This is a genomic window from Mesorhizobium sp. WSM4871, from assembly GCF_055811295.1.
This window is the reverse complement of the sequence record NZ_JBVVPU010000003.1, coordinates 36147-61959: the sequence shown is the minus strand read 5'-3', so window position 1 is coordinate 61959 and position 25813 is coordinate 36147. Positions and strand designations below refer to the sequence as shown.

Below are 25813 nucleotides of genomic sequence, written 5' to 3'. Positions count from 1 at the left end.
GTTTCCAATTCGACAAGCTCTAGCGGCGCGGCCGGAAGGCGTCCAGCCTTTAGACGGCTACGGCTGATTTCGGCCATAGTGACATCGCGACAGTGGCAAAGCTTGCCTCCAGGGTCTGGCTGACGAGTTCGAAAGTTTCCGGATCGGAAAGCAGGTCGTTGCGGACTTCAAGATAGAGGCAGGGCCTGCCCTGCTTGAGCCCGTGGCGGTTCAGCGTGTAGCCAACCGCCTGACGCCAGTCATAGGGCGCGTTGTCGCCGATCCTCAAGCCTGCTTCGGCGCCATGCGCGCCGATGGTTTTGAGCACCGACGTGACGAAGGCCGACGGCTCGCGCCAGAGCACGCCGATGTCGACGTCGCGCCTGATGCCGCCCATCACCGGAGTGAAGGAATGTATCGACACGAGCGCCTGCCTGCCTGCCGCGGTCTCGATAATCGCTTGTTCGACCGGCGCCCAGGCGATGCGCTTGCGCAGCCTGGCGTCCGTCGCACCGACCGCGAGGTTGCCTGGCACCGGAATGCCGCCGAGATCGGGCCGCATGAAGTCCCACTCGCCCGCCGGTCGGTTATAGTCGAGGAACAGCCGCGAATAATGCGCGACCACGGCCGGCGCCCGCAACGTCCGCGACAGCCGGCGCGTCAAGGCGTCGATGCCGATATCGACGGCGAAATGTGTGCCAAGATAGGGTGCGGCCAGGCCAAGGTCATGCCATGGCGCCGGCACGAGATTGCCGGCGTGCTCGGCGATCAGCAGATAAGGGCTCGCCGCGCCGGGCAGCAGCCGCTCGACACTGGTTGCGGCCAGCACCTCGACGGTTGCATCGTCAAGCCCTGCAAGGCTCGCAGCGTTCACCGCACGACCTCCAATTCAACCGATGACCGAGCGGACGTGATAGGACTTCGCCGCCGTCGCTTCTATCAGGCCGGCGCGGCCATTGGTGCGGCCGAGGCCTGAATTCTTGATGCCGCCCCAGGGCAGATGCAGGTCGGCGTGGTCGCAGCGGTTGAGATAGACGGTGCCGGCCTCGACCTCATCGAGCAGCGCCACGCCGCGGTCGATGTCCTGCGTCCAGATCGAGGCGCTGAGGCCGAAATCGCTGTCGTTCATCAACCGAAGCGCCTCATCGTCGCTGTTGACCGGCTGGATGCAAGCCACCGGCCCGAACAGCTCGTCGCGCATGATCTGCATGCCGTGGTCGACCCCGACCAGGACTTCCGGAGCGACGTAGGCGGCGCCGAGCCCCGCGGCCTTGAGGGCGCCGTCCTGCGGCATCAGCCGCCGCGCCCCTGCCCGCACCGCGCTTTCGGTGAGATCGCGGATCGTCTCAGCGGCGCTCGCCCGCACCACCGGGCCGACCATCGGCTTCTCGCCGATCGGATGGCCGATGGTCCATTTCGCAGTCTCGGCGACAAGAGCGTCGACGAAGCGGTCATGGATCGCCTGGTCGACATAGATGCGCTCGACCGAGCAGCAGGACTGGCCGGCATTGGAGTATGTGCCTTCGGCGATCAGCGGTATCGCCGCATCGACGTCGGCATCGGCCCGCACATAGGTTGGGTCCTTGCCGCCGAGTTCGAGATGCACCTGGGTAAAGGTGCCGGCGGCGGCGGCATGGACGCGCCGGCCGCCATTGACCGAGCCGATGAAGTTCACCGCATTGAAGGTGCCGGAGGCAATCAGGCGCTCCGCGTCCGCGTGATCGAGATGCAGGCTCTGGAACACGCCTTCGGGACCGCCGGCGGCGCGGAACGCCTCCTCAGCCACCTCCGCGATCAGCGGTGTCTGCGGCGAATGCTTGAAGATCACGACATTGCCGGCCGCAAGCGGCGACGTCACCAGATAGCCCAGCATGGCGGTCGGATAGTTCCAGGCACAGATCGACAGATGCAGGCCGCCAGCCACCGGCCGCGCATAGCGGCGGATGGTCTCGTCGGAGGGATAAGGCACGTCCGCCAGCGTTTGCGGAGCGATGTCGGAAAGCAGCTGTCCGATCAGCGCCAGGCGCGGCGTCTCATCCGCCTGCCACAGAGGTCGGCCTATCTGCCATGCGACCATCTCGGCGAGCGGGGCGGCCCGCGCCTTCATCTCCTCGCCGAAGCGCAGCAGGATCGCCAGGCGCTCGGCCAGCGGCATCCGCCGCCAGGACGGCAATGCCGCCCGGGCCCGCGTCAGCGCGGCCTCGATTGCCGTGCCGTCAGCATAGCCACGCGTCACATAGGTCGAGCCGTCGACGGGAGAGGTCACGGAGAAGGTCCGCGCGCCGGGATGCAAATTCATGGTCGTGAAATCCGTTCGAGCTGGGAAGTCATCCGGGCACGATATCGCGATTTTCCATTTTGGCAAATTTTTTCTAATACCGCTTGATGGAATTTTTATCCGCCCCTATTGTCCGGCATTGTCCAGCGATCGCGTTGGGCGGAGCAGATGAGGGAAAGCAGATGATCGTTTATGATTTCACCGGCAGGCACGCGGTTGTCGCTGGCGCCGGTGGCGGCATGGGCGAAGCGATCGCGCTTGCGCTGCTCGAAGCAGGAGCCTCCGTGACCGCTATCGACGTGAAGGCTCGTCCGGCGTCATTCGCATCCTATGACGACAGGCTCAATTTCGCGCAAGGCGATCTCACCGACGCCGCCTTCGTCGAACAGGTCGTCGGCACGGCGGGCCGCGAGCGCGGCGGCATCGACTATCTCGCCAATGTCGCCGGCGTGCTCTGGTTCGGCCGCGACAGATCGGCTCTCGACATGGATCTCGACGTCTGGGACCAGGTCTTCGCCATCAACCTGAAATCCTTCGTGCACACGGCACGATCGGTCGTCCCCTACATGCGCTCCGGCGGGCGCGGCGGGGCCATGGTCCACTTCTCGACCATCCAGTGGTATCGCGGCGACGCGAACCCGCAGGATGCCTACCAGGCATCGAAGGCGGGCGTCTGCGCGCTTTCCAAATCGCTGGCCATGCAGCTTGCCGGCGACCGCATCCGGTCGAACGCCATCTGTCCGGGCATGGCGCTGACGCCATTGCAGGCGCGCTGGGACACCGAGGAAAAGCGCTCGGCGGTCGCCAGTTACGCGCCGCTCGGCCGGATCGGCACCCCGCAGGACATGGCCAACGCAGCGCTTTTCCTGCTCTCCGACGCGGCAAGCTACATCACCGGGATAGAACTTCCCGTCGACGGCGGTCTTTTGATGCGGATGTAACCGTCATAGAAGCGATCGGATCGGACCGGCAAACCCTAACCCACCGAAACCTTGCCCTGGATCGCCCTGCCCCAGTCCAGCAGTGGCTTGGCGCGTAGAGAGAAGTCGACGAGTTCATCGACGAGGGCCGGCGTGTGGATGCCGGCCGGATCGATTGTGTGGTGGACGGCGAAATGCCGGTTGCGGACGGCCTGGGCGAGATCGGCTTCGCTGACATGCTCGAAGCCGCGTGGCGCGCGCTTCAGGCATCCTTCCGTGTCGAGTTCGAGGCCGGCTTTGTTCAGTTTCCCGATCAGGCCGCGGAATTCCGCCGGTTTGGTCGCGATCGCCTTTCGCATGGCCTGGAGCAGCTCCGGGCCAGGCTGCCACCAGGCAACGCCGGCAAAGCAACGGTCGAGCCCGATGTAGACGAAGAACACGCCCTGCTCCATCTTGGTGCCATCCGGCGACAGGATGGCCGACAGATGGCTGTTGTAGGGCCTTTTGTCCTTGGCAAACCGCACGTCGCGGTTGATGCGGAACAGCGATTTCTTGCGATCGCCCCGCAAGCCCAGCCCCGCCGCCGCAAAGCGTCCGGAAAGCGTTTCCACCAGATCTCCGAACGGCTCATAAAGCTCACGGTCGTAGAGGTCGCGGTTCTCCTGAAACCATTCCCGGCTCTGGTGGAAATCCAGCGCCTTGAGAAATGGGATGGCCTTCTGGCCGAAACCGTTGAACGTGCCGGCCATCACGCCTTGCCGATCCGCGCGAGCCAGGCGTCCTCGTCGATCACCTCGATGCCGATTTCGGTAGCGAGCTTGAGCTTGGAGCCGGCGCCCGGTCCGGCAACGACCAGATCGGTCTTGGCCGAAACCGAGCCCGCGACCTTGGCGCCGAGACGTTCCGCCATCGCCTTGGCTTCCGGGCGCGTCATCTTTTCCAGCGTACCGGTGAACACAATCGTCTTGCCGGCGACCTCGCTGTCGGCGGAGATGTCCACGATGTATGGTTTCGGCCGGACCTGGGCGAGCAGCGCATCCAACACGTCGTCATTGCGCTCGTTGCCGAAGAAATCGCGCAGCGCGTTGATCACCGTGTCGCCGATGCCGTTGATCGATGGGAACACGGTGTGCGGATCGGCCGCCGCTGCCGTCTCCTTGCCGACGCGGATCAGCTCCTCGATGGTCGAGAAGGTTCGGGCAAGCACGGCTGCCGTCGTTTCGCCGATATGGCGGATGCCCAGCGCGAAGATGAAGCGGTCAAGCTCGGGTTCCCTGCGAGAGTCGATGGCGGCGAAGAGCTTGTCGAGGCCTTCGTAATTGCGTTCCTCGACGCTGCGCACATTCTTGCGGGTCTTGCCCGACGCGGCCTCACGCTGCCTGGCCTGCTCCTCGCGCCGCTCGGCCAGCGCCTTGGTCACCGCCGGACGCCGATCCCTGAGCGTGAAGATATCGGCGGCGGTCTTGATCAAACCCGCATTGAAGAACAGGTCGATGTTTTCGGCGCCGAGGCCTTCAATGTCCAACGCGCCACGTGACACGAAGTGGCGCAATCCTTCCACGGCCTGCGCGGGACAGATCAGTTCGCCGGTGCAACGGCGGCGGGAATCTTCCTTGCCGGTCTTCTCGTTGATCTCGCGCGTCGCCGGCGAGCCGCAAATCGGACAGATATGCGGAAATTCGTACGGCACGGCTTCGGCCGGCCGCTTGTCGATGACGACGCTGACGATCTGCGGGATGACGTCCCCTGCCCGCTGGATCACCACCGTGTCGCCGATGCGCACATCGATGCCGTCGCGGATCGGCTGGCCGGTGCTGTCCAGGCCCTTGATGTAGTCTTCATTGTGAAGCGTGACATTTTCGACCACGACGCCGCCGACAGTGACCGGCGCCAGCCGCGCAACCGGCGCCAGCGTGCCGGTACGGCCGACCTGGATGTCGATCCTCTGCACCGTCGTCATGGCCTGTTCGGCCGGGAATTTGTGCGCGACGGCCCAGCGCGGTTCGCCGGTGACGAAACCCCATCGGCGCTGCAGTTCCAGCTGGTCGACCTTGTAGACGACGCCGTCGATGTCGTAGCCCAGCGACGAGCGCTGCTCCTCGATCAGGTGGTAATGCGCGACCAGTTCCTCGACCGACTTGGCCCGCACCATCAGCGGGCTGATCTGGAACCCCCACTCTTTGAATTTCTGCACCGAATCGTACTGCGTCGGAGCGGGATCCGCCGTCGTATAGCCCCAGGCGTAGGCGAAAAACCTGAGATTGCGGCTGGCGGTGACGGATGGATCCTTCTGGCGCAGCGACCCGGCCGCCGTATTGCGCGGATTGACGTAGTCCTGGCCGCCGGCCGCCATCGAGCGTTGCTTCAGTGCCTCGAATTCCGCATAGGTCATGTAGACCTCGCCGCGTATCTCGATGACATCCGGCCAGCCCGAGCCTTTCAGGCGCTTGGGAATGTCGGCGATCGTCCTGAGATTGGCGGTGATGTCCTCGCCGACAGTGCCGTCGCCGCGCGTTGCACCCTGCACGAACACGCCGCCTTCATAGCGCAGCGAAGCCGACAGCCCGTCGATCTTCGGCTCGGCGGTGAAGGCGATGTCGAGATCCTTGTCGCGATCGAAGAAGCGCCGGCCGCGTTCGATGAAGTCGGTGACGTCCTGGTCGGTATAGGCCTTGGCGAGGCTGAGCATCGGCACCGCATGGCGCACCTTGGCAAAGCCCTCCGCCGGCGGCGAGCCGACCCGGCGCGATGGCGAATCTTCACGGACCAGGTCGGGGAAGCGCTCTTCGATGGCGAGGTTGCGCCGCGTCAGTGCATCATATTCCGCGTCGGTGATTATCGGCGCGTCCTCGCCATGGTAGCGCCGGTCGTGCTCGGCAATCTCCTGCGCCAGCCGCTTCAGCTCGCTGGCCGCCTCGCTTTCGCTGAGCGAATCGACAGGTTTTTCGGACATGCTTTTCTTCCCTGAACGTGGCGCGACACTATAGATCAGGATTTGCCGCAAGGGAGCCAGCCCGCAAGAAAATCATGCCTGAACAGCGGGATGCAGCCATCTCCTGACTCAGATTCCAGGCATGGAGAATCACACACCTCGCGGATGTGTCGAGATTCAGGTCAGGCCGAGTCGAGAAGGGTGGCTTCCGAGAACCGGCCTACGCCGGCCGTAGCGTTCATAGCACGGAGGCCCCTACGAGGGCTTCGGCCGGCGAAGGCCGGAGCGGAGCGTACTTTTGGGTACGTGAGCACCGGAAGCGCAGGAAGCCGCCCTTCGCAGGCCGGCCTCACCTGAATATCGGCACAGCCTAAGCCGCCGCAGTATTCTCGCGCAGCAGCCGCTCGGCCGCCGCGCGGGCTTCGTCGGTGATGGTCGCTCCGGCCAGCATGCGCGCGATCTCTTCCTGGCGCGCCGCCCGGTCCATCTCGGCGATGCCGGTTGCAACCCTGTCGGCGCCGCCGGATTTGGAGATCAGGAAATGCGTCGCCGCGCGCGCCGCGACTTGCGGCGCGTGCGTCACTGAGAGCACCTGCACGCGTTTCGACAGCCGCGCCAGCCGCTGGCCGATGGCGTCCGCCACCGCGCCGCCAACGCCGGTGTCGATCTCGTCGAAGACCAGGGTCGGCGCCGAGCCACGGTCGGCCAGCGCCACTTTCAGCGCCAGCAGGAAGCGCGACAGCTCGCCGCCGGAAGCGACCTTCATCATCGGCCCTGGCCGCGTGCCGGGATTGGTGCGCACCCAGAACTCGACCTGGTCGATGCCTTCTTCCATGCGGGTGTCGAGCGCGCTCGTCATTTCGACGATGAATTCGGCCCGTTCGAGCTTCAGCGCCGGCAGTTCGGCCATGACGGCCTTGGTCAGCCCGACGGCCGCGGCATGGCGAAGCGACGACAGCTGTGCCGCCGAAATATCGTAGGCCTCGCGCGCCGCCGCGGCCTGCTTTTCCAGCCCGTGCAGGCGCTCCTCGCCGGCATCGAGATCGGCAAGGTCGGCGGCCATCGTGTCGCGCAACTGCGCCAGATCGTCGACCGCCACGCTGTGCTTGCGCGAGGCGGCGCGCAGCGCAAACAGCCGCTCCTCCGCCTTCTCCAACCGCTGCGGATCGTATTCGGTGGCGCGAAGCGCGGCTTCGACACCGGACTGCGCCGCGTCGAGCGACAGCATCGCCTCGTCGAGCGACTTGACCACGTCGTCGAGCAGGCCCGGCGCTTCGCTCACCTTGCGCTGCAGGCGCCGGAGCAGGCTGGCGAGCTGCGGCAGGGGCGAGGACGGTCCGGAGAGCACATCCTGCGCGTCATGGATTTCCGAGGCGATCTTTTCCGCCCGCATCATCGTGGCGCGCAGTTCCGCCAGCTCGGTCTCCTCGCCGGGCTGGGGATCGAGCTTCGTCAATTCGGCGACCGCGGCTCTGAGATAGTCGGCCTCGCGCGCCGCCGCCTCGACCTTGGCGCGGTGCTTGGCCAGGTCCTGTTCGCAGCTGCGCCAATAGCGCCACGCCTCGCCTGTCGCACGGACAGTGCCGAGATGACCGCCAAAACTGTCCAGCAATTCGCGATGCGCGCCTGGGTCGACCAGGGCGCGCTCGTCGTGCTGGCCGTGGATCTCGACCAGGGCATGGCCGACATCGCGCATCAGCGTCACGCTGGATGGCTGGTCGTTGACGAAGACGCGGGTGCGGCCGTCCGCCGTCTGCACGCGGCGCAGGATGATGTCGCCGTCATCCTCGATGGCGTTGTCGGCAAGCAGCATCCGGGCAGGATGGTTGCGCGGCACATCGAACACGGCAATGACCTGGCCTTGCGCCGTGCCATGGCGCACCAGCGAGGCGTCGCCCCTGGCTCCAAGTGCCAACGACAGTGCGTCGAGCAGGATGGATTTGCCGGCTCCGGTTTCGCCGGTCAGCACCGAGAGGCCGGACGAGAAGTCGATGTCCAGCTTCTCGATCAGAACGATATCGCGGATCGACAATCTGGAAAGCATCGCTACGCCTGCATCAGGCGCCGGTGATCAGCTTCCCGGCCTTGGATATCCACGACCCGGCATTCTCGCGCGGCGCAAGCCCATTGCTTTGCAGGAGCTTGTAGGAATCCTTGTACCACTGGCTGTCAGGGTAATTGGTGCCGAGCACGGCTGCCGCGGTCTGCGCTTCCGATGTCAGACCCATCGCATAGTAGCTCTCGGTCAGGCGCGCGAGCGCTTCCTCGACATGGCGCGTGTTGGAATAGTTTTCCACCACATTGCGGAACCGCTTGACGGACGCGATATATTCGCGCCGCTCGAGGTAGTAGCGGCCGATCTGCATCTCCTTGCCGGCGAGCTGATCGTTAGCAAAGCGGATCTTTTCCTTGGCGTCGTCGACATATTCCGAATCGGGCCAGCGCGTCACCAGATCCTGCATGGTCTGCACGGTCTGACGCGCTTCCTTCTGGTCCTGGGTGACGTCCTTGATCTGCCGGTAGTAGCTGAGCCCGATGATATACTGGGCATAAGCGGCGTCGTCCGTCGACGGATAGAGGGTGAGATAGCGCTTGGCCGAACCGATCGCCTCGTCATAATTGCCCTGGCGATAGTCGGCAAAGGCGCCCATCACCATCGATTTGCGGGCGAATTCCGAATAGGGGTGCTGGCGGTCGACGGCGTCGAATTTCTTGCTCGCCTCATTCAGGCGGCCGGCGTTCAGATTGGCGAGGCCTTGGTTGTAGAGAACGTCGGCCGGTTCGGTCTGCTCGACATAGGTCGACAGATCGACATCTTTCTCGGACGACATGCAGGCAGCCAGGAAGAGCGATGGAACAACCACCGAAAGCGCCAGGAAAACAGCCCGTTGCGGCGCTTTCGATTGACCAACTCGCTTGAAGACCATGATTGAATTCCGCCCTTTCGGCGTTATTTTGATGCACTTTGCATGTCGCCCCCAACCGGTACCCACTTTTGAGCGACATGCACCAGTCGTCGGCAGCAGCCATAAACCATAACCGCCTTGCCCGGCAACGCTATCGCCGGCCAATCGCACATTTTTGTGGCGGTTTGGCGTCGCCTGAACGCCTATGCCTTTTCAGCGGCCTATGGTGCATTCATGCAACACAGGTCGCCTCTCATAAGGCCTGAAAAACGTTAAAAATCAGATCATCCAAGGGGCGTAGACGGGCGCGTAGACCGCGCGCATCTCGGCGGCTCGGCCGCGCTCGCGGCGCGTCGTCTCGACGATCTCGAAGGCCGAACGGTCCGACAACAGCCGGCGCAGCGCGGCCGCGTTCAGCCTGTGGCCGCCGCGATACGAACGGAAGCAGCCGATGAACCGGGCGCCGGCCAGCGCCAGATCGCCCATGGCGTCCAGCGTCTTGTGGCGAGCGAACTCGTTGGGATAACGCAGGCCGCCCATATTGATCACGCGGTTGTCGTCGCCGATCACCAGCGAGTTCTCCAGCGACGAGCCGAGCGCATAGCCCGCGGCCCACAGCCGTTCCACATCCTTCATGAAACCAAAGGTGCGGGCCCGCGCGACGTCGCGGCGGAAAATATCGGGGTTGATGTCGGACGCGAAGAGCTGACGGCCGATCGCCGGGCTTTCGAAATCGATCTCGATTTCGAAACGCGTACCGTCATAAGGCCTGAATTCCGCCCAGGACGCGCCGTTCTCGATGCGAACCGGCTTGACCACCCGGATGTACCGGCGCTTGACCGGCAGCGTGTCGATGCCGACCTGGTCCACGGCCTCGACAAACGGCATGGCGCTGCCGTCCAGGATCGGCACCTCGCGGCCGTCGATTTCGATGACGATGTTGTCGATGCCGAGACCGAAGACAGTGGCCATCAGATGTTCGACAGTGGCGATATGCTCGCCTTCGGGATCGCCGAGCATGGTGCAAAGGTCGGTGGCGCCGACCTCGGCGACGAGCGCACGAAATTCGCGGCTCTCGCTTCCATTCGAAAGGTGGAACACAACGCCCGTGTCGGCGTCCGCCGGCAGAAAATGAACGGTAACCGGTTTGCCGCTGTGGACGCCGGTGCCCGTCAGCGTCGCGCGCGATTTAAGTGTCGTCTGGTAGTCCTGCAAGACAAACCCCATAGCCCACGCTGCCCAAGTCCGCCTTGTCGGCCCCCAAGGGGCGCGGCATTTGCCCGGCACTTGATTGATCGGCAGGCAGGGCCAACTCCCCGAATCCCGGCAAACCGACGTTTGTCGCGGGAAGATAGTGATCCGGCATGGAGACTCCAAATCACGGTTTCTTACTCTCTGTAACCGCGACCGGGAGGGAGCGCAGCATTTTAAGATGCTGTTTTATAAAGGTTTTCTAAGTTAACAGGCAAACAATCTCTTGCTTGCCTGTTAACAATTGTTACAGGCCGTTAACAGGTTAGTTGGCCTGACGGCGCAGGAACGCCGGAATCTCCAACTGATCGTCCTCCTGCATGGTCCTGGCCTGCGGCGTCAGCCGGCCCTGATCGTCCAACTGGCCGCGGCGCGGCGCGTAAAGCTGCGGATCCTGGCTGGCGAGGCGGCGCACTTCGGGGGCCGCCTGGCGCAGTTTCGGTTCACGCGGCTGTGCCGGCTGCAACCGTGCCGGCTCCTCTTCGCGGCGGGTCAGGCCGCTCGTCAGGCGCTTGATCAATCCCATCGGCCCGCTGTTCTCATGGTGATCGGCAGGACGGCTTTTGGCTTCCACCTCAGCCTTCACCACAGGCGGGAAATCCTCCACGCGCGGCATGCGCTGGGGTGCCGCGGCCACCGGCTGAAGCACTTCACGCTGCGGCATCGCCTGCTGGACGACCGGCTGCAGCATAGGCTGCGGCTGGGGAGGCGGCGCCTGGAAGATCTTGTTCTGCGGGCGGAAGTCGTCCGCCTGGGCAACCGGTGCGGGGCGTGCCATCGCGGCCGCATTCGCCTCGGCGAGCTGGATCGCCTCGGCAACCGGGTCGGCCGCGCGTGGCTCATAGGCGGGCTGGACCGGCGCTGGACGGCTTTCCGTGACCGGGACCGCCGGGCGGTTGACCGGCTTGGGCGGCGCCGCACGGATGGCGATCGGCGCGGCGGCGATTTCAGCCGCCGACTTGTCGATGCCGGTGGCGACCACCGAAACGCGGATGACGCCTTCGAGATCCTCGTCGAATGTCGCGCCCAGGATGATGTTTGCGTCCTGGTCGACCTCCTCGCGGATGCGGGTAGCCGCCTCGTCGACTTCGAACAGGGTGAGGTCGCGGCCGCCGGTGATCGAGATCAGCAGGCCCTTGGCGCCCTTCATCGAGGTCTCGTCGAGCAGCGGATTGGCGATCGCCGCCTCGGCGGCGGCCATGGCGCGTCCCTCGCCGGAAGCCTCGCCCGTGCCCATCATCGCCTTGCCCATCTCGCGCATGACCGAGCGGACGTCGGCGAAGTCGAGATTGATAAGGCCTTCCTTGACCATCAGGTCGGTGATGCAGGCGACACCGGAATAGAGCACCTGGTCGGCCATGGCGAAGGCATCGGCGAAGGTCGTCTTGTCATTGGCCAGCCGGAACAGGTTCTGATTGGGGATGACGATCAGGGTGTCGACGCATTTCTGCAATTCCTCGATGCCGAAATCCGCCGTCTTCATGCGGCGCTGGCCTTCGAAATGGAACGGCTTGGTGACGACGCCGACCGTGAGGATGCCCTTTTCACGGGCGGCACGCGCGACAACCGGAGCCGCTCCCGTGCCGGTGCCGCCGCCCATGCCGGCGGTGACGAAGCACATATGGGTGTTCGACAGATGATCGATGATCTCGTCGATGCATTCTTCCGCCGCCGCGCGGCCGACTTCCGGCTGCGATCCCGCGCCCAGGCCTTCGGTGACATGCGCGCCGAGCTGGATCAACCGTTCCGCCTTGGACATGGTCAGCGCCTGTGCGTCGGTGTTGGCCACGACGAACTCGACACCGCGCAAGCCCGCGGTGATCATGTTGTTGACGGCATTGCCGCCGCCGCCGCCGACACCGAACACGGTGATCCGCGGCTTGAGCTCGGTGATGTCCGGCTTTTGCAGATTGATGGTCATTGTCTCCGTCCTTTGCCTTTCACGCCGCTTCGCCGCCGCGGCCGCCTATGGGGCTGCCCCCGTCAATTAGAAACTGTCTCTCAACCACTGACTCATTCGATGCAGTTTTCCGCCCGTTCCGGTCATTCTCAGACCGGAAATGCCTTTCGCCGGATGGCTCTCGAAGCTCGCCATCTGCGGGTAGATCAAAAGCCCGACCGGCGTCGAGAAAGCCGGCCCCTTGGCCGCCTCCGGCAGACCCGCGACGCCGAGCGGCCGGCCGATGCGCACATTGCGCCCGAGGATGCGGCGCGCCGCCTCCGGCAGGCCGGAGAGCTGGCTGGCGCCACCGGTCAGCACCACGCGCTTGCCGACGGCATTGCCGTAGCCGGATTTGTTCAGCCGGTCGCGCAACAATTCGAGCGTCTCGTCGATGCGCGCGCGAATGATGCGCGTCATCACCGACCGCGGTATCTGCAACGGCACCTCGCCTTCCTCGCCGATCGGCTGGATCGACACCAGGTCGCGGTCGTCGGCACTGCCGGGCAGCGCCGAGCCATGCATCACCTTCAGCCGCTCGGCGGCATCGAGCGAGGTCGACAGGCCCTTGGCCATGTCCAGCGTGACGTGGTTGCCGCCGACGGCAATGGCGTCGCCATGCACGAACTTGCCTTCCGAAAACACCGAAATCGTGGTGGTGCCGCCGCCCATGTCGATGCAGGCCGCGCCCATTTCGAGCTCGTCGTCGACCAGTGCGGCCAACCCGCTGGCATAGGGCGTCGCCACCATGCGCTCGACCGACAGATGCGAGCGATTGATGCAGAGTTCCAGGTTGCGCAAGGGCGCGGCATCGCCCGTCAGCACATGCATGTCGACGCCGAGCTGATCGCCGACCATGCCGCGCGGATCGCGCACGCCGCGCTCGGCGTCCAGCGAAAAGCCGACGGGAAGCGAATGGATCACCTCGCGCTCGGCCCTCAGCGCCTGCTTGGCGCCGGCGGCAAGCACGCGCTTGATATCGGCCTCGTCGGCCTCATGGCCGCCAAGGTTGATGGTGGCCGAGAAGGTCTCGCTCTTCAGCCGGCCGGCCGTCATGTTGACGATCAGCGAATCCACCGTCAGTCCGGCCATGCGCTCGGCGGCGTCGACGGCGAGGCGGATGGCGTGCTCGGCCCTGTCGAGATCGATGACGACGCCCGACTTGACGCCTTGCGATTTCTGATGGCCGATGCCGATCACCTGGATGCGATGCGAGCGCCCGCGCAAGAGCTTGCCGTCATCGCGCGGCTTCAGCTTCGCCACCACGCAGCACACCTTGCTCGAGCCGACGTCGAGCACCGTCAAGGTGCCGGACCGGCGCGACGAGGCATCGCTGTTGCCGCCAAGCCAGCTCATATGTTCGTCTCCGGCTTGCGCTTCAGCACTTTGGGCTTTTCGTTGAGCGCGGCCTGGCGCTGTGTCGCCGCTTCCGGCGTCAACTGGACGACGAGACGATCGGAAAGGCGCATGTCGACGGCAGCGATGTCGCGCGTCAAAAGCCCGTTCTCATGGTCCATCCTGACCAGATCGGCGATCGCCTGATCCTCGCCATCCTCGGGAAGCTTGACGGTGATGCCGTTTTCCAGCTTCAGGTCCCAGCGCCGTTCGCCGATGCGGATATAGCCTTTGATCCGCGCGGCAAGCTCTGGATATTTCTTGATCCTGGCAAGGAAATCCGGCGCCATGGCCGGCGCGCCGGCGCCGATGATCAGCGGCAGCAATGCCTGCTTGCCGCCGGAGAACGGCGCGATCACATTGCCGGACTTCTCGATGACGGAAAGCTCGCTGCCTTGCTGCCAGAGCGCGAAGGGCACTCGCTCCTCGACGCGCACCTCCAGCGTGTGCGGATAGACCTTGCGCACAGCCGCGACCTCGATCCAGGGCAGCGTGGCGATGCGCTCGCGCGCGGCCTCGGCATCGAAGCCGATCAGCGAGGTCCAGCCGTCGAGCTCCAGCCTGTCCAGTATATCGATCTCGGAGGTTTCCCGATTGCCGACCACCTTGATCTGATCGACGGCAAAGCCGGTGCGGGCAGTGACGCTCTGCACGATGCTCTCGACATGTCCGCCGAGATAGGCGCCATAGGCGCCACCCGAAGCCAGCAGCACTGCCGACAGGATTGCGGCGGAGAAAGGCGGCGCCTCGAAATCACCCTCGCCCAGGCGTGCCAGAACGCGCACCGGCCGGCGAAGCAGGCGTGGCAAAACGAAATGGCCTGATGACAACGGCATGCCGAACAGCGCCGGCCCGGCCGCGCCCTTCTCCTTGCCCTGTCCCCACCTCAACGCAAACACGAAGCGTCCTCCACCATCCAACTCAACAAATCGCCGAACGAGTGTCCCGCTTGCGCGGCGATTTCAGGCACCAAGGATGTCGGCGTCATGCCGGGCTGAGTGTTGATCTCGAGCCAGACAATTTCGCCGTTTTCGGAGTGACGATCATCATAGCGGAAGTCCGATCGGGAAACGCCCCGGCAACCGACGGCTTGGTGAGCCTTGAGCGCCAGTGTCTGTATTTTTTGGTAAATATTCGGTGAAATTTTTGCCGGGCATTCGTGTTTTGATCCGCCCGCGACATATTTTGAATCATAGTCGTAGAAGGAATGGCCGGTCGGGATGATCTCGCAGACGCCGAGCGCCACATCGCCCATCACCGCGCAGGTCAACTCCCGCCCGTGGATGTAGCGCTCCACCATGACGGTATCGCCATATTTCCAGTCGGACGAGCCGATCACCTGCGGCGGATGCGACTGACCTTCATGCACGATGACGACGCCGAAGCTCGACCCTTCGCTGACCGGCTTGACCACATAGGGCGGCTTCATCGGATGCTTGTTCTGGATGGCGAAGCGGTTCGTCACCTTCGATTCCGCCACCGGAATGCCGGAGGCCTTGGCGATCTTCTTGGCCTGCTCCTTGTTCATGGCCAGCGCCGAAGCCAGCACGCCCGAATGGGTATAGGCAATCCCCAGATATTCAAGGATGCCCTGGATGGTGCCGTCCTCGCCGAAAGGGCCATGCAGCGCATTGAAGGCGACGTCGGGCTTGAGCTCGGCCAGCACCGATCCGACATCGCGCGTGACGTCGACGCGGGTGACCCGGTAGCCTTCATTCTCGAGCGCATCGGCACACGCTTTCCCCGAGGACAGAGACACGGGCCGCTCGGACGAGAATCCCCCCAGCAGAACGGCCACATGCTTGCTTTTCATTTCCCGTCATCCCCTCTCACGGCGGGCCGGCATCTCTCGATCGGAGCAGTCTTTGCTCCCACGATTCCGCAACCTTGAGTCCGAGTCTTCCGGCAGGTTGCCCCCCCAGACGGAAAACGCGGGAACGCGTCGAACGACTCAAATCAGGAAACGCTTTCAGGCAGAGAATCAGAGAGTTGATTCACTGGCAAGTGCTTACGATTCCGAGAGATTCACTTTCCGTGAAAACGGCCATAAAAATTGCGTTGTGAGTCTTTGGCGCAACGGTCTCGCGGCGATTCACAGCGTTTGAAGTTCAAGCATCACATGAACATCAGGCCGCGCTAAAGCAATTGCCCGAGAAACTCCTGTACCGCATGCCCCGGCCGGAACTCGCCGATGCGCTTGATTTCCCATTGCAGCCGGATGCCTGATTTCTCTAGCACGCGCGTGCGCACCGTCTCGCCGAGATATTCGAGATCGTAGCCGGTCGCGGTTCCGGTGTTGATCATGAAGTTGCAATGCATCGGCGACATCTGCGCGCCGCCGATCATCAGCCCCCGGCATCCCGCCTTGTCGATCTCCTTCCAGGCCGAGGTGCCTTCCGGATTCTTGAAGGTCGAGCCGCCGGTCTTTTCGCGGATCGGCTGCACGGTCTCGCGATGATGCTGGACGGCATCCATCGCCGCCTTGATGGTGGCCTTGTCCTCATGGCTGCCTTCGAACACAGCCGAGGTGAAGATCAGTCCGGAAGGTGCCGCTGAGTGGCGATAGGCGTAGCCCATGTCGGCGTTATCAAGCGTGTGCGCATTGCCCTTGCGGTCGAGCGCCCGCACTTCGACGACGCGCTCGCGCGTCTCGACGCCATTGGCGCCGGCGTTCATCCTCAACGCGCCGCCGATGGCGCCCGGAATGCCGTGGTAGAAGTGGAAGCCGCCGATGCCGGCCTCGTAGGCGACGGCGGCAAGGCGCTTGTCGGGCGTAGCCGCGCCCGCCTTGATCGTGGTCGGGCCGATCGCCTCGGCCTCGCCAAAACCCTTGGCCGAAAGGCGGATGACGAAGCCCGTCACGCCGCCGTCGCGCACCAGAAGGTTCGAGCCGACGCCGACGACGGTCAGCGGGATATCTTCGGGAACAGCTCTCAGGAATGCCGCGAGGTCGTCCTCGTCCGCCGGCTGGAACAATGCGTCAGCCAGTCCGCCGGCGCGAAACCAGGTGATCTTGTCCATCTCGGCATTCGGCGTGATGCGGCCGCGCAGGCCGGCAAGCCGGTCGCCAAGCTTGTCGATCAACGCCTGGCCGCGCATCATGACACGCTTCCGCCGAGTTCCCTGGGCAATGCATAGGCCCATTGGGTGATGTTGCCGGCGCCGAGGAAGACGACCAAGTCGCCCGGCTTGGCCAGATCCCGGATAACCGGCGCGATGGCCGCCGGGCCGTCGATATAGCGCGCGTCGCGGTGACCGCCGGCGCGGATGCGCGACACCAGCGCATCCGATGTCACCCCGTCGATCGGCTCTTCGCCCGCCGCATAGACCGGCGCCACCATCACCGTGTCGGCGTCGTTGAAGCAGGTGGAAAACTCGTTGAACAGATCATGCAGCCGGGTGAAGCGATGCGGCTGGGCAATGGCGACGACGCGGCCCTTGGTGGCGCTGCGCGCCGCCTTCAGCACCGCCGAGATCTCGACCGGATGATGGCCGTAATCATCGTACACGTCGACGCCGTTCCACGAGCCGGTGTGGGTGAAGCGGCGCTTGACGCCGGCGAAGGACGACAGGCCCTTCTTGATCGCCTCCGCGGAAAGGCCGAGCTCATGCGCCACGGCGATCGCCGCCGTCGCGTTGGCGACGTTGTGGCGGCCAGGCATCGGCAGGCGCAGGTCCGATATCGTCGTCTGGCCGCGCGTCTTGCGGTCGCGGATCACCACGTCGAACTCCGAGGTCGCACCCGCCATGCGGTGGTTGGTGAAGCGCACATCGGCCTGCGCATTCTCGCCATAGGTGATGACGCGCCGGTCCTCGATGCGGCCGACCAGCGCCTGCACTTCCGGATGGTCGGTGCACATGACGCCGAAGCCGTAGAACGGCACGTTCTCGACGAACTGGCGGAACGCCTCGCGCACATTGTCGAAGGAGCCGTAATGGTCGAGATGCTCGGGATCGATATTGGTGACGACGGCGATGTCGGCCGGCAGCTTGAGGAAAGTGCCGTCGCTCTCGTCGGCCTCGACCACCATCCACTCGCCGTCGCCCATGCGGGCGTTGGTGCCATAGGCATTGATGATGCCGCCATTGATCACGGTCGGATCGAGCCCGCCTGCCTCGAGCAGCGTCGCCACCATCGAGGTCGTCGTCGTCTTGCCATGCGTGCCGCCGATGGCCACCGCCTGGCGGAAGCGCATCAGTTCGGCCAGCATTTCGGCGCGCCGCACGATGGGCAACAGCTTTTCGCGCGCGGCCTTCAGTTCCGGATTGGATTTCTTGATCGCGGTCGAAACGACGACCACCTCGGCGTCGCCGAGATTGTCTGCGTGATGGCCGACAAAACACTCGATGCCCTTGTCACGCAGCCGCTGCACATTGGCGCTGTCGGCCTGGTCGGACCCTTGCACCTTGTAGCCGAGATTGTGCAGCACCTCGGCGATGCCGCTCATGCCGATACCGCCAATGCCGATGAAATGCACAAGGCCGATCGTCTGCGGCATCTTCATCAATGCGTCTCCTTCCTGAATTCCGAAACGTTTTTCTTCGACGCAATAGCCTCTGTCAGATCGGCGAGCAACCGCGCGGCATCCGGTTTTCCGGCCGATTTCGCCGCCGCCGCCATGGCGGCGAGCCGCTCCGGATCGTCCATCAGGCCGCCGACCAGCTGCGCTATGCGCTCGGACGACAGCGAGGATTGCGGGTGTACCTCGGCGCCGCCTGCCGCGGCCAGGGCCGCGGCATTGGCCGCCTGGTCGTGGTCGAGCGCATGCGGATAGGGCACCAACAATGCCGGGCGGCCGACCACGGCGATTTCCGACACGGTCGATGCACCGGATCGCGACATCACCAGATGCGCCGCCGCCAGGCGCGCCGCCATGTCGGTGAAGAACGGCGACACCTCGGCCTCGATGCCGAGCGCGGCATAGGCAGCCTTCACCTTCTCCACGTCCTCGGCGCGTGCCTGCTGCGTAATCACTAGTCGCTTGCGTTGTGCGTCCGAAAGCAGCGCTATCGCCGCCGGCATTGCATCGGAAAAGAACTGTGCGCCCTGGCTGCCGCCGAACACCAGGAACCGGAACGGCTGCATGCCCGCGGATGCACTGTAGGGCGTCCTTGCCGCCTCCAGCACATGCGGCCTGACCGGATTGCCCGTCGTCACCGTCTTGGCGCCCGCAGCACTTGCATCCTGCGGCAGGAACCCGCCGGCAATGGCGTCGACGCGGCCGGCCAGCGCCCGGTTGGCGCGCCCCATCACCGCGTTCTGCTCGTGGATCAGCGTCGGCACCTTGCGCCGCGTCGCCGCATAGAGCGGCGGCAGCGTCGGATAACCGCCGAAGCCGACGACCACGGCGGGCTTGATCCGTCCGATCACCGAGGAGGCCTGGCGCACCCCGCCCCATATCTTCCAGAACGCGGCAAGCACGGCGAAAGGATTTTTCGAACCCATCGTCGCCGACTGGATCGGGTGGATGCTGGCAGCCGGGAACTGGCCGGCAAAACGCTCGGCGCGGTCATCGGTGGCCAGATGAACCGTCCAGCCGCGCCGGTTCAGTTCGTGCGCCAGCGCCTCGGCCGGGAACAGATGCCCGCCGGTGCCGCCTGCCGCCAGAAGAATGACCCCCTTGGCCATTTCATTCCGCCGGCATGGCGCGCGCCGGCGGCGCAAAGCCCATCTGCTTGCGCCGTTCCGGCCGTTTGCGCGTCAGCGCCAGCACCATGCCCATCGAGATGGCGATGGCGATCTGCGAGGAGCCGCCATAGGAGATGAACGGCAAGGTCATGCCCTTGGCCGGCATCAGCTGCAGATTGACGGCCATGTTGATGACCGACTGCAGGCCGAAGACGGTGACCAGGCCGCCAACCGCATAGCGCGTGAAATCATCCTGCTCCTTGAGCGCCGTGTTGAGGCCGCGCAGCACGATGAAGGCGAAGATGGACATGATGAAGAAGCACATGATCAGTCCGAATTCCTCGCCGGCGACCGAGAAGACGAAGTCGGCGTGGCTGTCCGGTATGACCCGCTTGACGGTGCCCTCGCCCGGCCCGACGCCGAACCAGCCGCCATTGATCAGCGCCTCGCGGCCCATGTCGACCTGGAACGTGTCGCCCTCGCCGGTCATGAAACGGTCGATGCGGCCGGCGACGTGCGGAAACACCGTATAGGCGGCGAACACGCCGCCTATGCCGGCGGCGCCCAGCGCGATGATCCACAGCCACGGCAATCCGGCCATGAAGAACATCACCCCCCAGGTGCCGAGCACCAGCATGGTCTGGCCGAAATCCGGCTGCGCCACCAGCAGCGATATGACCAGGGCCAGCAGCAGCATGGCGAACAGATTGCCTGGAATGTCGGGCTGGCGCTTGTGCTCGGCAAACAGCCAGGCGCAGATGACGACGAAGGCCGGCTTCAGGAATTCCGATGGCTGGATCGACAGGCCGGCAAACGACACCCAGCGCCGCGCACCCTTCACCTCGACGCCGATATAGAGCACCGCCACCATCAGGACCAGCGTGATACCAAGCATGACCAGCGCCATGCGTCTGATCTGCCGCGATTCCATGAAGGAGACAGCCAGCATCACGCCAAGTGCGGGGATGGTGAAGATGATCTGCCGTGTGGCGAAGTGGAAGCTGTCGAGGCCGATGCGCTGGGCCACCGCCGGGCTGGCCGCGAAGGACAGCACGATGCCAAGCCCCATCAGCGACAGGAACGCTGCCAGGAACCAGCGATCGACCGTCCACCACCAGGTGGCGACCGGGCTTTTGTCGAGACGGCTTTGCATTATCGTATCCCTCCGATGGGCTTCACGCCATCAATGGCGTTCGCGGCTTGCCTGAACGCGTCGCCGCGAACTTCGAAATTCCTGAACTGGTCGAAACTGGCGCAGGCCGGCGAAAGCAGCACCACTGCCTCGCCGCACTCATCCCTGGCCGCATCCCTTGCGGCATGTTCCACCGCCGCGGCAAGCGTGCCCGATATCTCGTAAGGCACCGCCTCGCCCAGCGTCGCCGAAAAGGCCGGCGCGGCATCGCCGATCAGATAGGCCTTGGCGATGCGCGGGAAGAAGCCGCGCAACGGCTCGATGCCGCCTTCCTTGGCCAGTCCGCCGGCGATCCAGTAGATGCGGTTGAAGCTCGAGAGGGCCGGTGCCGCCGCATCGGCATTGGTCGCCTTGGAATCGTTGATGAACAGCACATGGCCCTTGCGGCCGACCTGCTCCATGCGGTGCGCCAGGCCGGGAAAGCTTTCCAGGCCCGACTGGATCTCGCCGAGCGAGAGCCCGACCTTGAGGCAGGCGGCCACAGCGGCCAGTGCGTTCTGCGCATTGTGCTGGCCGCGCAGCGAGCCGATGCCTTCGAGAAAGGCGACGCGGCTGAAGCGGCCATGCACCGCCTCCATCAGGTCGGTGCCACTGGCGAAATAGCCGTCGGTCAGCGGCAAGCGCTTGGAAATGCGGATGACATGCCGGCCCGCCCGCTCCAGCCGGTCGGCGATCTGGGCGCACCAGGAATCGTCGATGCCGACGATGGCCACCTCGCTGCCCGCCACCAGCCGTTCCTTGATCGCGGCGTAGTGCTGCATGGTGCCGTGGCGGTCGAGATGATCCGGCGTCAAATTGAGCAGGACGCCCGCGGTCGGATTGATCGAGGGCGCCAGGTCGATCTGATAGGACGAGCATTCCACGACATAATGCCGCGCCGGCTCCGGCGGATCGAGCGTCATCACCGCGCGGCCGATATTGCCGCCCATCTGCGTGTCACGCGCCGCGGATTTCAGGATATGCGCCGTCAGCGCCGTGGTCGTCGATTTGCCATTGGTGCCGGTGATGGCGATGAAGGGTGCAGCCGGCGCCCGCAACGTCCGCTCGCGGCAGAAAAGCTCGATGTCGCCGATGATCTCGACACCCGAGCCGCGCGCCAGCTCCACGCTCCAATGCGGCTTCGGATGCGTCAGCGGCACGCCGGGCGACAGCACGAAAGCCGAGAATTTCGTCCAGTCGGCGCCGCGCAGGTCGGCGGTCGCAATGCCGACGGCGCCTGCCTTGGCGACGCTGTCGGGATTGTCGTCCCAGGCCAGCACGTCCGCCCCGCCCTCGATCAGCGCGCGCGCCGTGGCGATCCCCGAGCCGCCGAGCCCGAAGAGCGAAACGCGTTTGCCGGCGAAGGATGCTGCGGGGATCAAGCGGCCTCCTATCTGAGCTTCAGGGTCGATAGGCCGACCAATGCCAGGATGACCGCGATGATCCAGAAGCGGATCACCACCTGGCTCTCGGTCCAGCCGAGCTTTTCGAAATGATGATGGATCGGCGCCATCAGGAACACGCGCTTGCCGGTCATCTTGAAGTAGCCGACCTGGATGATCACCGACAGGATTTCCACCACGAACAACCCGCCGACGATGACCAGCACGATCTCATGCTTGGTGGCGACCGCGACCGTGCCGATCAGCCCGCCCAGCGCCAGCGAGCCGGTATCGCCCATGAAGATCGCCGCCGGCGGTGCGTTGAACCACAGGAAGCCGAGGCCGGCGCCGATCACCGCGCCGAGAACCACCGCCAGTTCGCCGGTGCCGGGCACGAAATGGATCTGCAGATATTCGGCGAACACCGCGTTGCCGGAGAGGTAGGCAATGACGCCGAAGGACGCCGCCGCGATCATGATCGGCACGATCGCCAGCCCGTCGAGGCCGTCTGTCAGGTTCACCGCATTGCCGGCGCCGACAATGACGAAGCAGGAGAACGGGATGAAGAACCAGCCGAGATTGATGAGAAATTCCTTGGCGAAGGGAAAGGTGAGGGACGATGAGAACGGCGCCTGGCCGTTATGCATGATCACCCAGGCGGCAATGCCGGCGATGACGAATTCGAGCCCCAGCCGCGCCTTGCCGGAAAAGCCGAGATGCGATTGCTTGGTCACCTTGAGATAGTCGTCATAAAAGCCGATCGAGCCGAAACCGAGCGTCACCAGCAGCACGACCCAGACGTAGATGCTGGAAAGGTTTGCCCACAAAAGCGAGGAGCCGACGATGCCGCACAGGATCATCAGCCCGCCCATGGTCGGCGTGCCGGCCTTCTTGAAATGCGTCTGCGGCCCGTCGGCGCGGATCGGCTGGCCCTTGCCTTGCCTGAGCCGCAGCGAGTTGATGATGGCTGGTCCGAAGATGAAGACGATCAGCGCCGAGGTGATCAGCGCCCCGCCGGTACGGAAGGTAATGTAACGGAAGACATTGAAGACCGAGATCTTGTCCGCGAAATCGACGAGCAGTGTTAACATGCGTTTCGGTCCCCCCGGGACTGACCCTAGGTCGGTTTACTGGTTGTAGCTTGCGCCGGAAATTTGCCGAGCAATGCCTCGACCAGCTTTGAAAATCCAATACCTTTCGACGATTTGACCATCACCACGTCGCCAGGCTTCAATGTCGACAACAGCACCGGCTTCAAATCCTCGGCGCCGGCGCGATATTCCGTCTTGATCTCGTCTGGCAGGATGTCGGCCAGCGCCCGCATCTCCGGGCCGCCGAGAAAGACTGTGCTTGTGCCGGTGCCGACGATGAGATCGGCCAGCGCGGCATGCAGCTTCGCCGAGTGGTCGCCGAGTTCCAGCATGTCGCCAAGCACGGCAATGCGCCTGCCTTCGCCCGACACAGGCGTCGCATTGAGCAGCGCCATTGCAGCGCCCATTGATGCCGGATTGGCGTTGTAGCTCTCATCGATCAGCGTGATCGATCCCTTGGGGTGGCGCAGCACATGGCGCTTGCCGCGCCCGCGTTCGGCTGAAAGATCGGCCAGCGCCATCGCCACCCGGGCGATATCAGCGCCGACCAGATGCGCGGCGCCGAGCACCGCCAGCACATTCTGCACCATATGGCGGCCGGGCGCGCCGATACGCGCCGTGACCTCCTGCCCGCCGATTTTGGCGGTGATGACCGAATGGTCGGCATGCAGCACGCATTTGACGAGCTTGAAGGTGGCGCGGGCATTTTCCCCGAAGCCGTAGACATGCTCGACGCCTGCGTCCCTTGCCATCTTGCCAAGCAGCTTGGAACGCGGATCGTCACGGTTAAGCAGTGCCGCGCCGCCCGGCTCCAGGCCTTCGAAAATCTCGGCCTTGGCCTTGGCGATCTCGTCGAGGTTGCGGAAGAAGCCGAGATGCGCCGCCGCGATCAAGGTGATGATGGCGACGTGCGGCCGGACCATCTTGACCAGCGGCCGGATCTCGTCCGGATGGTTCATGCCGATCTCGAAGACGGCATAGTCGCAGTCGGCCGGCATCCGCGCCAGCGTCAGCGGCACGCCCCAGTGGTTGTTGAAGGATTGCGCCGAGGCATGCACCTTGCCGACAGCCGACAGCGCATGGCGCAGTGCCTCCTTGGTGGTGGTCTTGCCTGCCGAACCGGTCACCGCGATGATCTTGGCATTGGAGCGGGCACGAGCGGCAACGCCAAGTCTTTCAAGTGCCACCAGCACGTCCGGCACGACGATCATCGGCGCCGTCAGCCGCCCGAGCGCCGGCAATTTGCCCTCGGCGACGACCAGCACACCGGCGCCGGCCTTGATGGCGGCGGTCGCGAAATCATGACCGTCCATCGCCTCGCCCTTGATGGCGAAGAAGGCCTCGCCCGCCGCAAGGCTGCGGCTGTCGATCGAGATGCCGGTGACACCTTCCGGCATCGGACCGAGCGGCCGTCCGTCCATGGCGGCAACCATATCCGCGGAGGTCCACAGGAAACTCATGCGGCGCGTTCCCGAAGCGCCGAGCGGACTTCCTCATGGTCGGAAAAATGCAGCGTCTCGGTGCCGATGGTCTGGCCTTCCTCATGGCCCTTGCCGGCCACGATCAGTGTGTCGCCGGCATGGAGCATGGCGACCGCCTCGTGGATCGCCTTGCGCCGATCGCCGATCTCGATGGCCCCGGGCGCGGCCGCAAGGATGGCGGCGCGGATCGTTTCAGGCACTTCCGAGCGCGGATTGTCGTCGGTGACGATGACGACATCGGCGAGCCGCGTGGCGATCTCGCCCATGATTGGCCGCTTGCCCCTGTCGCGGTCGCCGCCACAGCCGAACACGACGATGACGCGGCCCGTGGTGAAGGGCCGCACCGAGGCCAGCACGTTCTCCAGCGCATCCGGCTTGTGCGCATAGTCGACATAGACCGGCGCGCCATTGGACGTCGTTCCAACGAGGTCCAGCCGGCCCGGCGCACCCTTCAATTTCTCCAGTGCCATCAAGGCCTTGGCGGCAGATACTCCGGTGGAGATGGCAAGTCCCGCCGAAACCAGCGCGTTGGCGATCTGGAAATCGCCGGCCAGCGGCAGGTCGACTTCGTGGAGAACGCCGTCGACTTCCACCTCGGCGCGCTGGCGATGGCGCTCGTGCTCGACCCGCTTCAGCCTCAGGAATTCGCCACGGCGGCCGACCGTCAGCACGTTCAGCTCCGCCGCCTGTGCCGCCTTGATCGTCGGCTGCGACCACGGATCGTCGGCAAAGATGACGGCAGGCGCGCCCTTCGGCAGCAGCGCGTCGAACAGGCGCAGCTTGGCGCGATGATAGTCCTCGACCGTCGGATGGTAGTCCATGTGGTCGCGGCCAAGATTGGTGAAGCCGCCGGCGGCAAGCCTCACGCCGTCGAGCCGGCGCTGGTCGAGCCCATGGCTGGAGGCTTCCATCGACGCGTGGGTGACGCCGGCATCGGCCAATTCCCTGAGCAGCCTGTGCAAGGCCACGGGATCGGGCGTGGTCAGTGAGCCATATTCATTGCGGCCCGGCGCCACCACGCCGGTGGTGCCGATCGAAGCGGCGGCAAAGCCCGACTGCTCCCAGATCTGCCTGGTGAAGGCGGCGACCGACGTCTTGCCGCTGGTGCCGGTCACCGCGACCATGGTCCGCGGCTGCTTGCCGAAATAACGGGCCGCACTCAGCGCCAGCGCCAGGCGTGGATCGTCGACGGCAAGAACCGGCACCTTCAGTCCGGCAATGGCGCTGCCCTTGCTAGCCACGATCGCCGCGGCACCCCGCCTGGCAGCATCGGCGGCATAGGCTGCGCCGTCCGCCTTCGTGCCGGCGAGCGCGAAAAAGACGACGCCGGTTTTGACCGTGCGGGAATCCGACGAAATCCCGGTAACCTCCATATCGGGGGAAGCTGTCCCCTCGACAGGCAGGACACCGGCTAGATCTTTCAGCTTCATCGAACCCCGTTCATCTCAACAAAATAGCG

General features: G+C 64.7%; 20 protein-coding genes. 1 reads left to right on the top strand and 19 read right to left on the bottom strand.

Going from position 1 to position 25813, the window contains the following annotated elements; translation table 11 throughout:
* Nucleotides 1-49 precede the first annotated feature (49 nt).
* Nucleotides 50-853: an N-formylglutamate amidohydrolase gene (locus AC0L2H_RS06930; protein WP_473589528.1), complete on the bottom strand. Its 804-nt coding sequence runs from the start codon at nucleotides 851-853 to the stop codon at nucleotides 50-52.
* 15 nt (nucleotides 854-868) lie between these two features.
* Nucleotides 869-2278, bottom strand: coding sequence for an aldehyde dehydrogenase family protein (locus AC0L2H_RS06925; RefSeq protein ID WP_473589527.1), 1410 nt, complete (start codon nucleotides 2276-2278; stop codon nucleotides 869-871).
* 161 nt (nucleotides 2279-2439) lie between these two features.
* On the opposite strand from AC0L2H_RS06925, the gene AC0L2H_RS06920 reads away from it, so the two are divergent.
* The gene (locus tag AC0L2H_RS06920) at nucleotides 2440-3198 is read left to right on the top strand and encodes an SDR family NAD(P)-dependent oxidoreductase (protein ID WP_473589526.1); all 759 of its coding nucleotides are present in this window, start codon (nucleotides 2440-2442) and stop codon (nucleotides 3196-3198) included.
* Nucleotides 3199-3233: 35 nt separating this feature from the next.
* Here the strand turns inward: AC0L2H_RS06920 and AC0L2H_RS06915 are convergent, their stop codons facing one another.
* The 17 genes from AC0L2H_RS06915 to AC0L2H_RS06835 all read right to left on the bottom strand — a co-directional run bounded on the left by AC0L2H_RS06915 (nucleotide 3234) and on the right by AC0L2H_RS06835 (nucleotide 25784).
* Nucleotides 3234-3926, bottom strand: coding sequence for a DUF2461 domain-containing protein (locus AC0L2H_RS06915; protein WP_473589525.1), 693 nt, complete (start codon nucleotides 3924-3926; stop codon nucleotides 3234-3236).
* Nucleotides 3926-6130, bottom strand: coding sequence for an NAD-dependent DNA ligase LigA (ligA, locus tag AC0L2H_RS06910; protein WP_473589524.1), 2205 nt, complete (start codon nucleotides 6128-6130; stop codon nucleotides 3926-3928). Before ligA ends, AC0L2H_RS06915 begins: the two co-directional genes overlap by 1 nt.
* Nucleotides 6131-6479: 349 nt before the next feature.
* On the bottom strand, nucleotides 6480-8153 hold the full coding sequence (recN, locus tag AC0L2H_RS06905) for a DNA repair protein RecN (RefSeq protein WP_473589523.1): 1674 nt from the start codon (nucleotides 8151-8153) through the stop codon (nucleotides 6480-6482).
* Between the two features lie 13 nt (nucleotides 8154-8166).
* Nucleotides 8167-9036 (bottom strand): outer membrane protein assembly factor BamD, encoded by an 870-nt coding sequence (locus tag AC0L2H_RS06900; protein ID WP_473589522.1) that lies wholly within the window; start codon nucleotides 9034-9036, stop codon nucleotides 8167-8169.
* A 258-nt stretch (nucleotides 9037-9294) separates the two neighbouring features.
* The gene (gene lpxC, locus AC0L2H_RS06895; protein WP_473589521.1) at nucleotides 9295-10242 is read right to left on the bottom strand and encodes a UDP-3-O-acyl-N-acetylglucosamine deacetylase; all 948 of its coding nucleotides are present in this window, start codon (nucleotides 10240-10242) and stop codon (nucleotides 9295-9297) included.
* Between the two features lie 289 nt (nucleotides 10243-10531).
* Nucleotides 10532-12187 carry a cell division protein FtsZ gene (ftsZ, locus tag AC0L2H_RS06890; protein WP_473589520.1) on the bottom strand — a complete coding sequence of 552 codons (1656 nt, stop codon included), beginning with the start codon at nucleotides 12185-12187 and terminating at the stop codon, nucleotides 10532-10534.
* 66 nt (nucleotides 12188-12253) lie between these two features.
* Nucleotides 12254-13561 carry a cell division protein FtsA gene (gene ftsA / locus AC0L2H_RS06885; RefSeq protein ID WP_097575401.1) on the bottom strand — a complete coding sequence of 436 codons (1308 nt, stop codon included), beginning with the start codon at nucleotides 13559-13561 and terminating at the stop codon, nucleotides 12254-12256.
* Complete coding sequence (locus tag AC0L2H_RS06880) at nucleotides 13558-14499, bottom strand: cell division protein FtsQ/DivIB (RefSeq protein ID WP_473589519.1); 942 nt, start codon at nucleotides 14497-14499, stop codon at nucleotides 13558-13560. The genes ftsA and AC0L2H_RS06880 overlap by 4 nt, the downstream gene beginning before the upstream one ends.
* Nucleotides 14487-15413 (bottom strand): D-alanine--D-alanine ligase, encoded by a 927-nt coding sequence (locus tag AC0L2H_RS06875; protein WP_473589518.1) that lies wholly within the window; start codon nucleotides 15411-15413, stop codon nucleotides 14487-14489. The genes AC0L2H_RS06880 and AC0L2H_RS06875 overlap by 13 nt, the downstream gene beginning before the upstream one ends.
* A gap of 323 nt (nucleotides 15414-15736) precedes the next feature.
* Nucleotides 15737-16702: a UDP-N-acetylmuramate dehydrogenase gene (gene murB / locus AC0L2H_RS06870; RefSeq protein ID WP_473589517.1), complete on the bottom strand. Its 966-nt coding sequence runs from the start codon at nucleotides 16700-16702 to the stop codon at nucleotides 15737-15739.
* Complete coding sequence (gene murC, locus AC0L2H_RS06865; protein WP_473589516.1) at nucleotides 16699-18105, bottom strand: UDP-N-acetylmuramate--L-alanine ligase; 1407 nt, start codon at nucleotides 18103-18105, stop codon at nucleotides 16699-16701. Before murC ends, murB begins: the two co-directional genes overlap by 4 nt.
* Entirely contained in the window at nucleotides 18105-19229 is a 1125-nt protein-coding gene (gene murG, locus AC0L2H_RS06860) for an undecaprenyldiphospho-muramoylpentapeptide beta-N-acetylglucosaminyltransferase (RefSeq protein WP_473589515.1), read from the bottom strand. Before murG ends, murC begins: the two co-directional genes overlap by 1 nt.
* Before the next feature lies 1 nt (nucleotide 19230).
* Nucleotides 19231-20382: a putative lipid II flippase FtsW gene (ftsW, locus tag AC0L2H_RS06855; RefSeq protein ID WP_473589514.1), complete on the bottom strand. Its 1152-nt coding sequence runs from the start codon at nucleotides 20380-20382 to the stop codon at nucleotides 19231-19233.
* The gene (gene murD, locus AC0L2H_RS06850) at nucleotides 20382-21782 is read right to left on the bottom strand and encodes a UDP-N-acetylmuramoyl-L-alanine--D-glutamate ligase (RefSeq protein ID WP_473589513.1); all 1401 of its coding nucleotides are present in this window, start codon (nucleotides 21780-21782) and stop codon (nucleotides 20382-20384) included. Before murD ends, ftsW begins: the two co-directional genes overlap by 1 nt.
* An 8-nt stretch (nucleotides 21783-21790) precedes the next feature.
* Nucleotides 21791-22873 carry a phospho-N-acetylmuramoyl-pentapeptide-transferase gene (gene mraY, locus AC0L2H_RS06845; RefSeq protein ID WP_097575393.1) on the bottom strand — a complete coding sequence of 361 codons (1083 nt, stop codon included), beginning with the start codon at nucleotides 22871-22873 and terminating at the stop codon, nucleotides 21791-21793.
* A gap of 26 nt (nucleotides 22874-22899) precedes the next feature.
* A complete protein-coding gene (locus tag AC0L2H_RS06840; RefSeq protein ID WP_473589512.1) occupies nucleotides 22900-24333 on the bottom strand; it encodes a UDP-N-acetylmuramoylalanyl-D-glutamyl-2,6-diaminopimelate--D-alanyl-D-alanine ligase in 1434 nt (477 codons plus the stop codon).
* Nucleotides 24330-25784 (bottom strand): UDP-N-acetylmuramoyl-L-alanyl-D-glutamate--2,6-diaminopimelate ligase, encoded by a 1455-nt coding sequence (locus tag AC0L2H_RS06835; protein ID WP_473589511.1) that lies wholly within the window; start codon nucleotides 25782-25784, stop codon nucleotides 24330-24332. Before AC0L2H_RS06835 ends, AC0L2H_RS06840 begins: the two co-directional genes overlap by 4 nt.
* Nucleotides 25785-25813 lie beyond the last annotated feature (29 nt).

Bases quoted from the DNA above. Each gene is read 5' to 3' on its own strand.
- lpxC (WP_473589521.1), bottom strand. From the start codon at position 10,242: ATGGGGTTTGTCTTGCAGGACTACCAGACGACACTTAAATCGCGCGCG.
- ftsW (WP_473589514.1), bottom strand. From the start codon at position 20,382: ATGCAAAGCCGTCTCGACAAAAGCCCGGTCGCCACCTGGTGGTGGACG.
- AC0L2H_RS06920 (WP_473589526.1), top strand. From the start codon at position 2,440: ATGATCGTTTATGATTTCACCGGCAGGCACGCGGTTGTCGCTGGCGCC.
- ftsZ (WP_473589520.1), bottom strand. From the start codon at position 12,187: ATGACCATCAATCTGCAAAAGCCGGACATCACCGAGCTCAAGCCGCGG.
- AC0L2H_RS06900 (WP_473589522.1), bottom strand. From the start codon at position 9,036: ATGGTCTTCAAGCGAGTTGGTCAATCGAAAGCGCCGCAACGGGCTGTT.
- murG (WP_473589515.1), bottom strand. From the start codon at position 19,229: ATGGCCAAGGGGGTCATTCTTCTGGCGGCAGGCGGCACCGGCGGGCAT.
- AC0L2H_RS06840 (WP_473589512.1), bottom strand. From the start codon at position 24,333: ATGAGTTTCCTGTGGACCTCCGCGGATATGGTTGCCGCCATGGACGGA.
- murB (WP_473589517.1), bottom strand. From the start codon at position 16,702: ATGATGCGCGGCCAGGCGTTGATCGACAAGCTTGGCGACCGGCTTGCC.
- recN (WP_473589523.1), bottom strand. From the start codon at position 8,153: ATGCTTTCCAGATTGTCGATCCGCGATATCGTTCTGATCGAGAAGCTG.
- ftsA (WP_097575401.1), bottom strand. From the start codon at position 13,561: ATGAGCTGGCTTGGCGGCAACAGCGATGCCTCGTCGCGCCGGTCCGGC.
- AC0L2H_RS06835 (WP_473589511.1), bottom strand. From the start codon at position 25,784: ATGAAGCTGAAAGATCTAGCCGGTGTCCTGCCTGTCGAGGGGACAGCT.
- AC0L2H_RS06915 (WP_473589525.1), bottom strand. From the start codon at position 3,926: ATGGCCGGCACGTTCAACGGTTTCGGCCAGAAGGCCATCCCATTTCTC.
- murC (WP_473589516.1), bottom strand. From the start codon at position 18,105: ATGAAGATGCCGCAGACGATCGGCCTTGTGCATTTCATCGGCATTGGC.
- ligA (WP_473589524.1), bottom strand. From the start codon at position 6,130: ATGTCCGAAAAACCTGTCGATTCGCTCAGCGAAAGCGAGGCGGCCAGC.
- AC0L2H_RS06875 (WP_473589518.1), bottom strand. From the start codon at position 15,413: ATGAAAAGCAAGCATGTGGCCGTTCTGCTGGGGGGATTCTCGTCCGAG.
- AC0L2H_RS06925 (WP_473589527.1), bottom strand. From the start codon at position 2,278: ATGAATTTGCATCCCGGCGCGCGGACCTTCTCCGTGACCTCTCCCGTC.
- mraY (WP_097575393.1), bottom strand. From the start codon at position 22,873: ATGTTAACACTGCTCGTCGATTTCGCGGACAAGATCTCGGTCTTCAAT.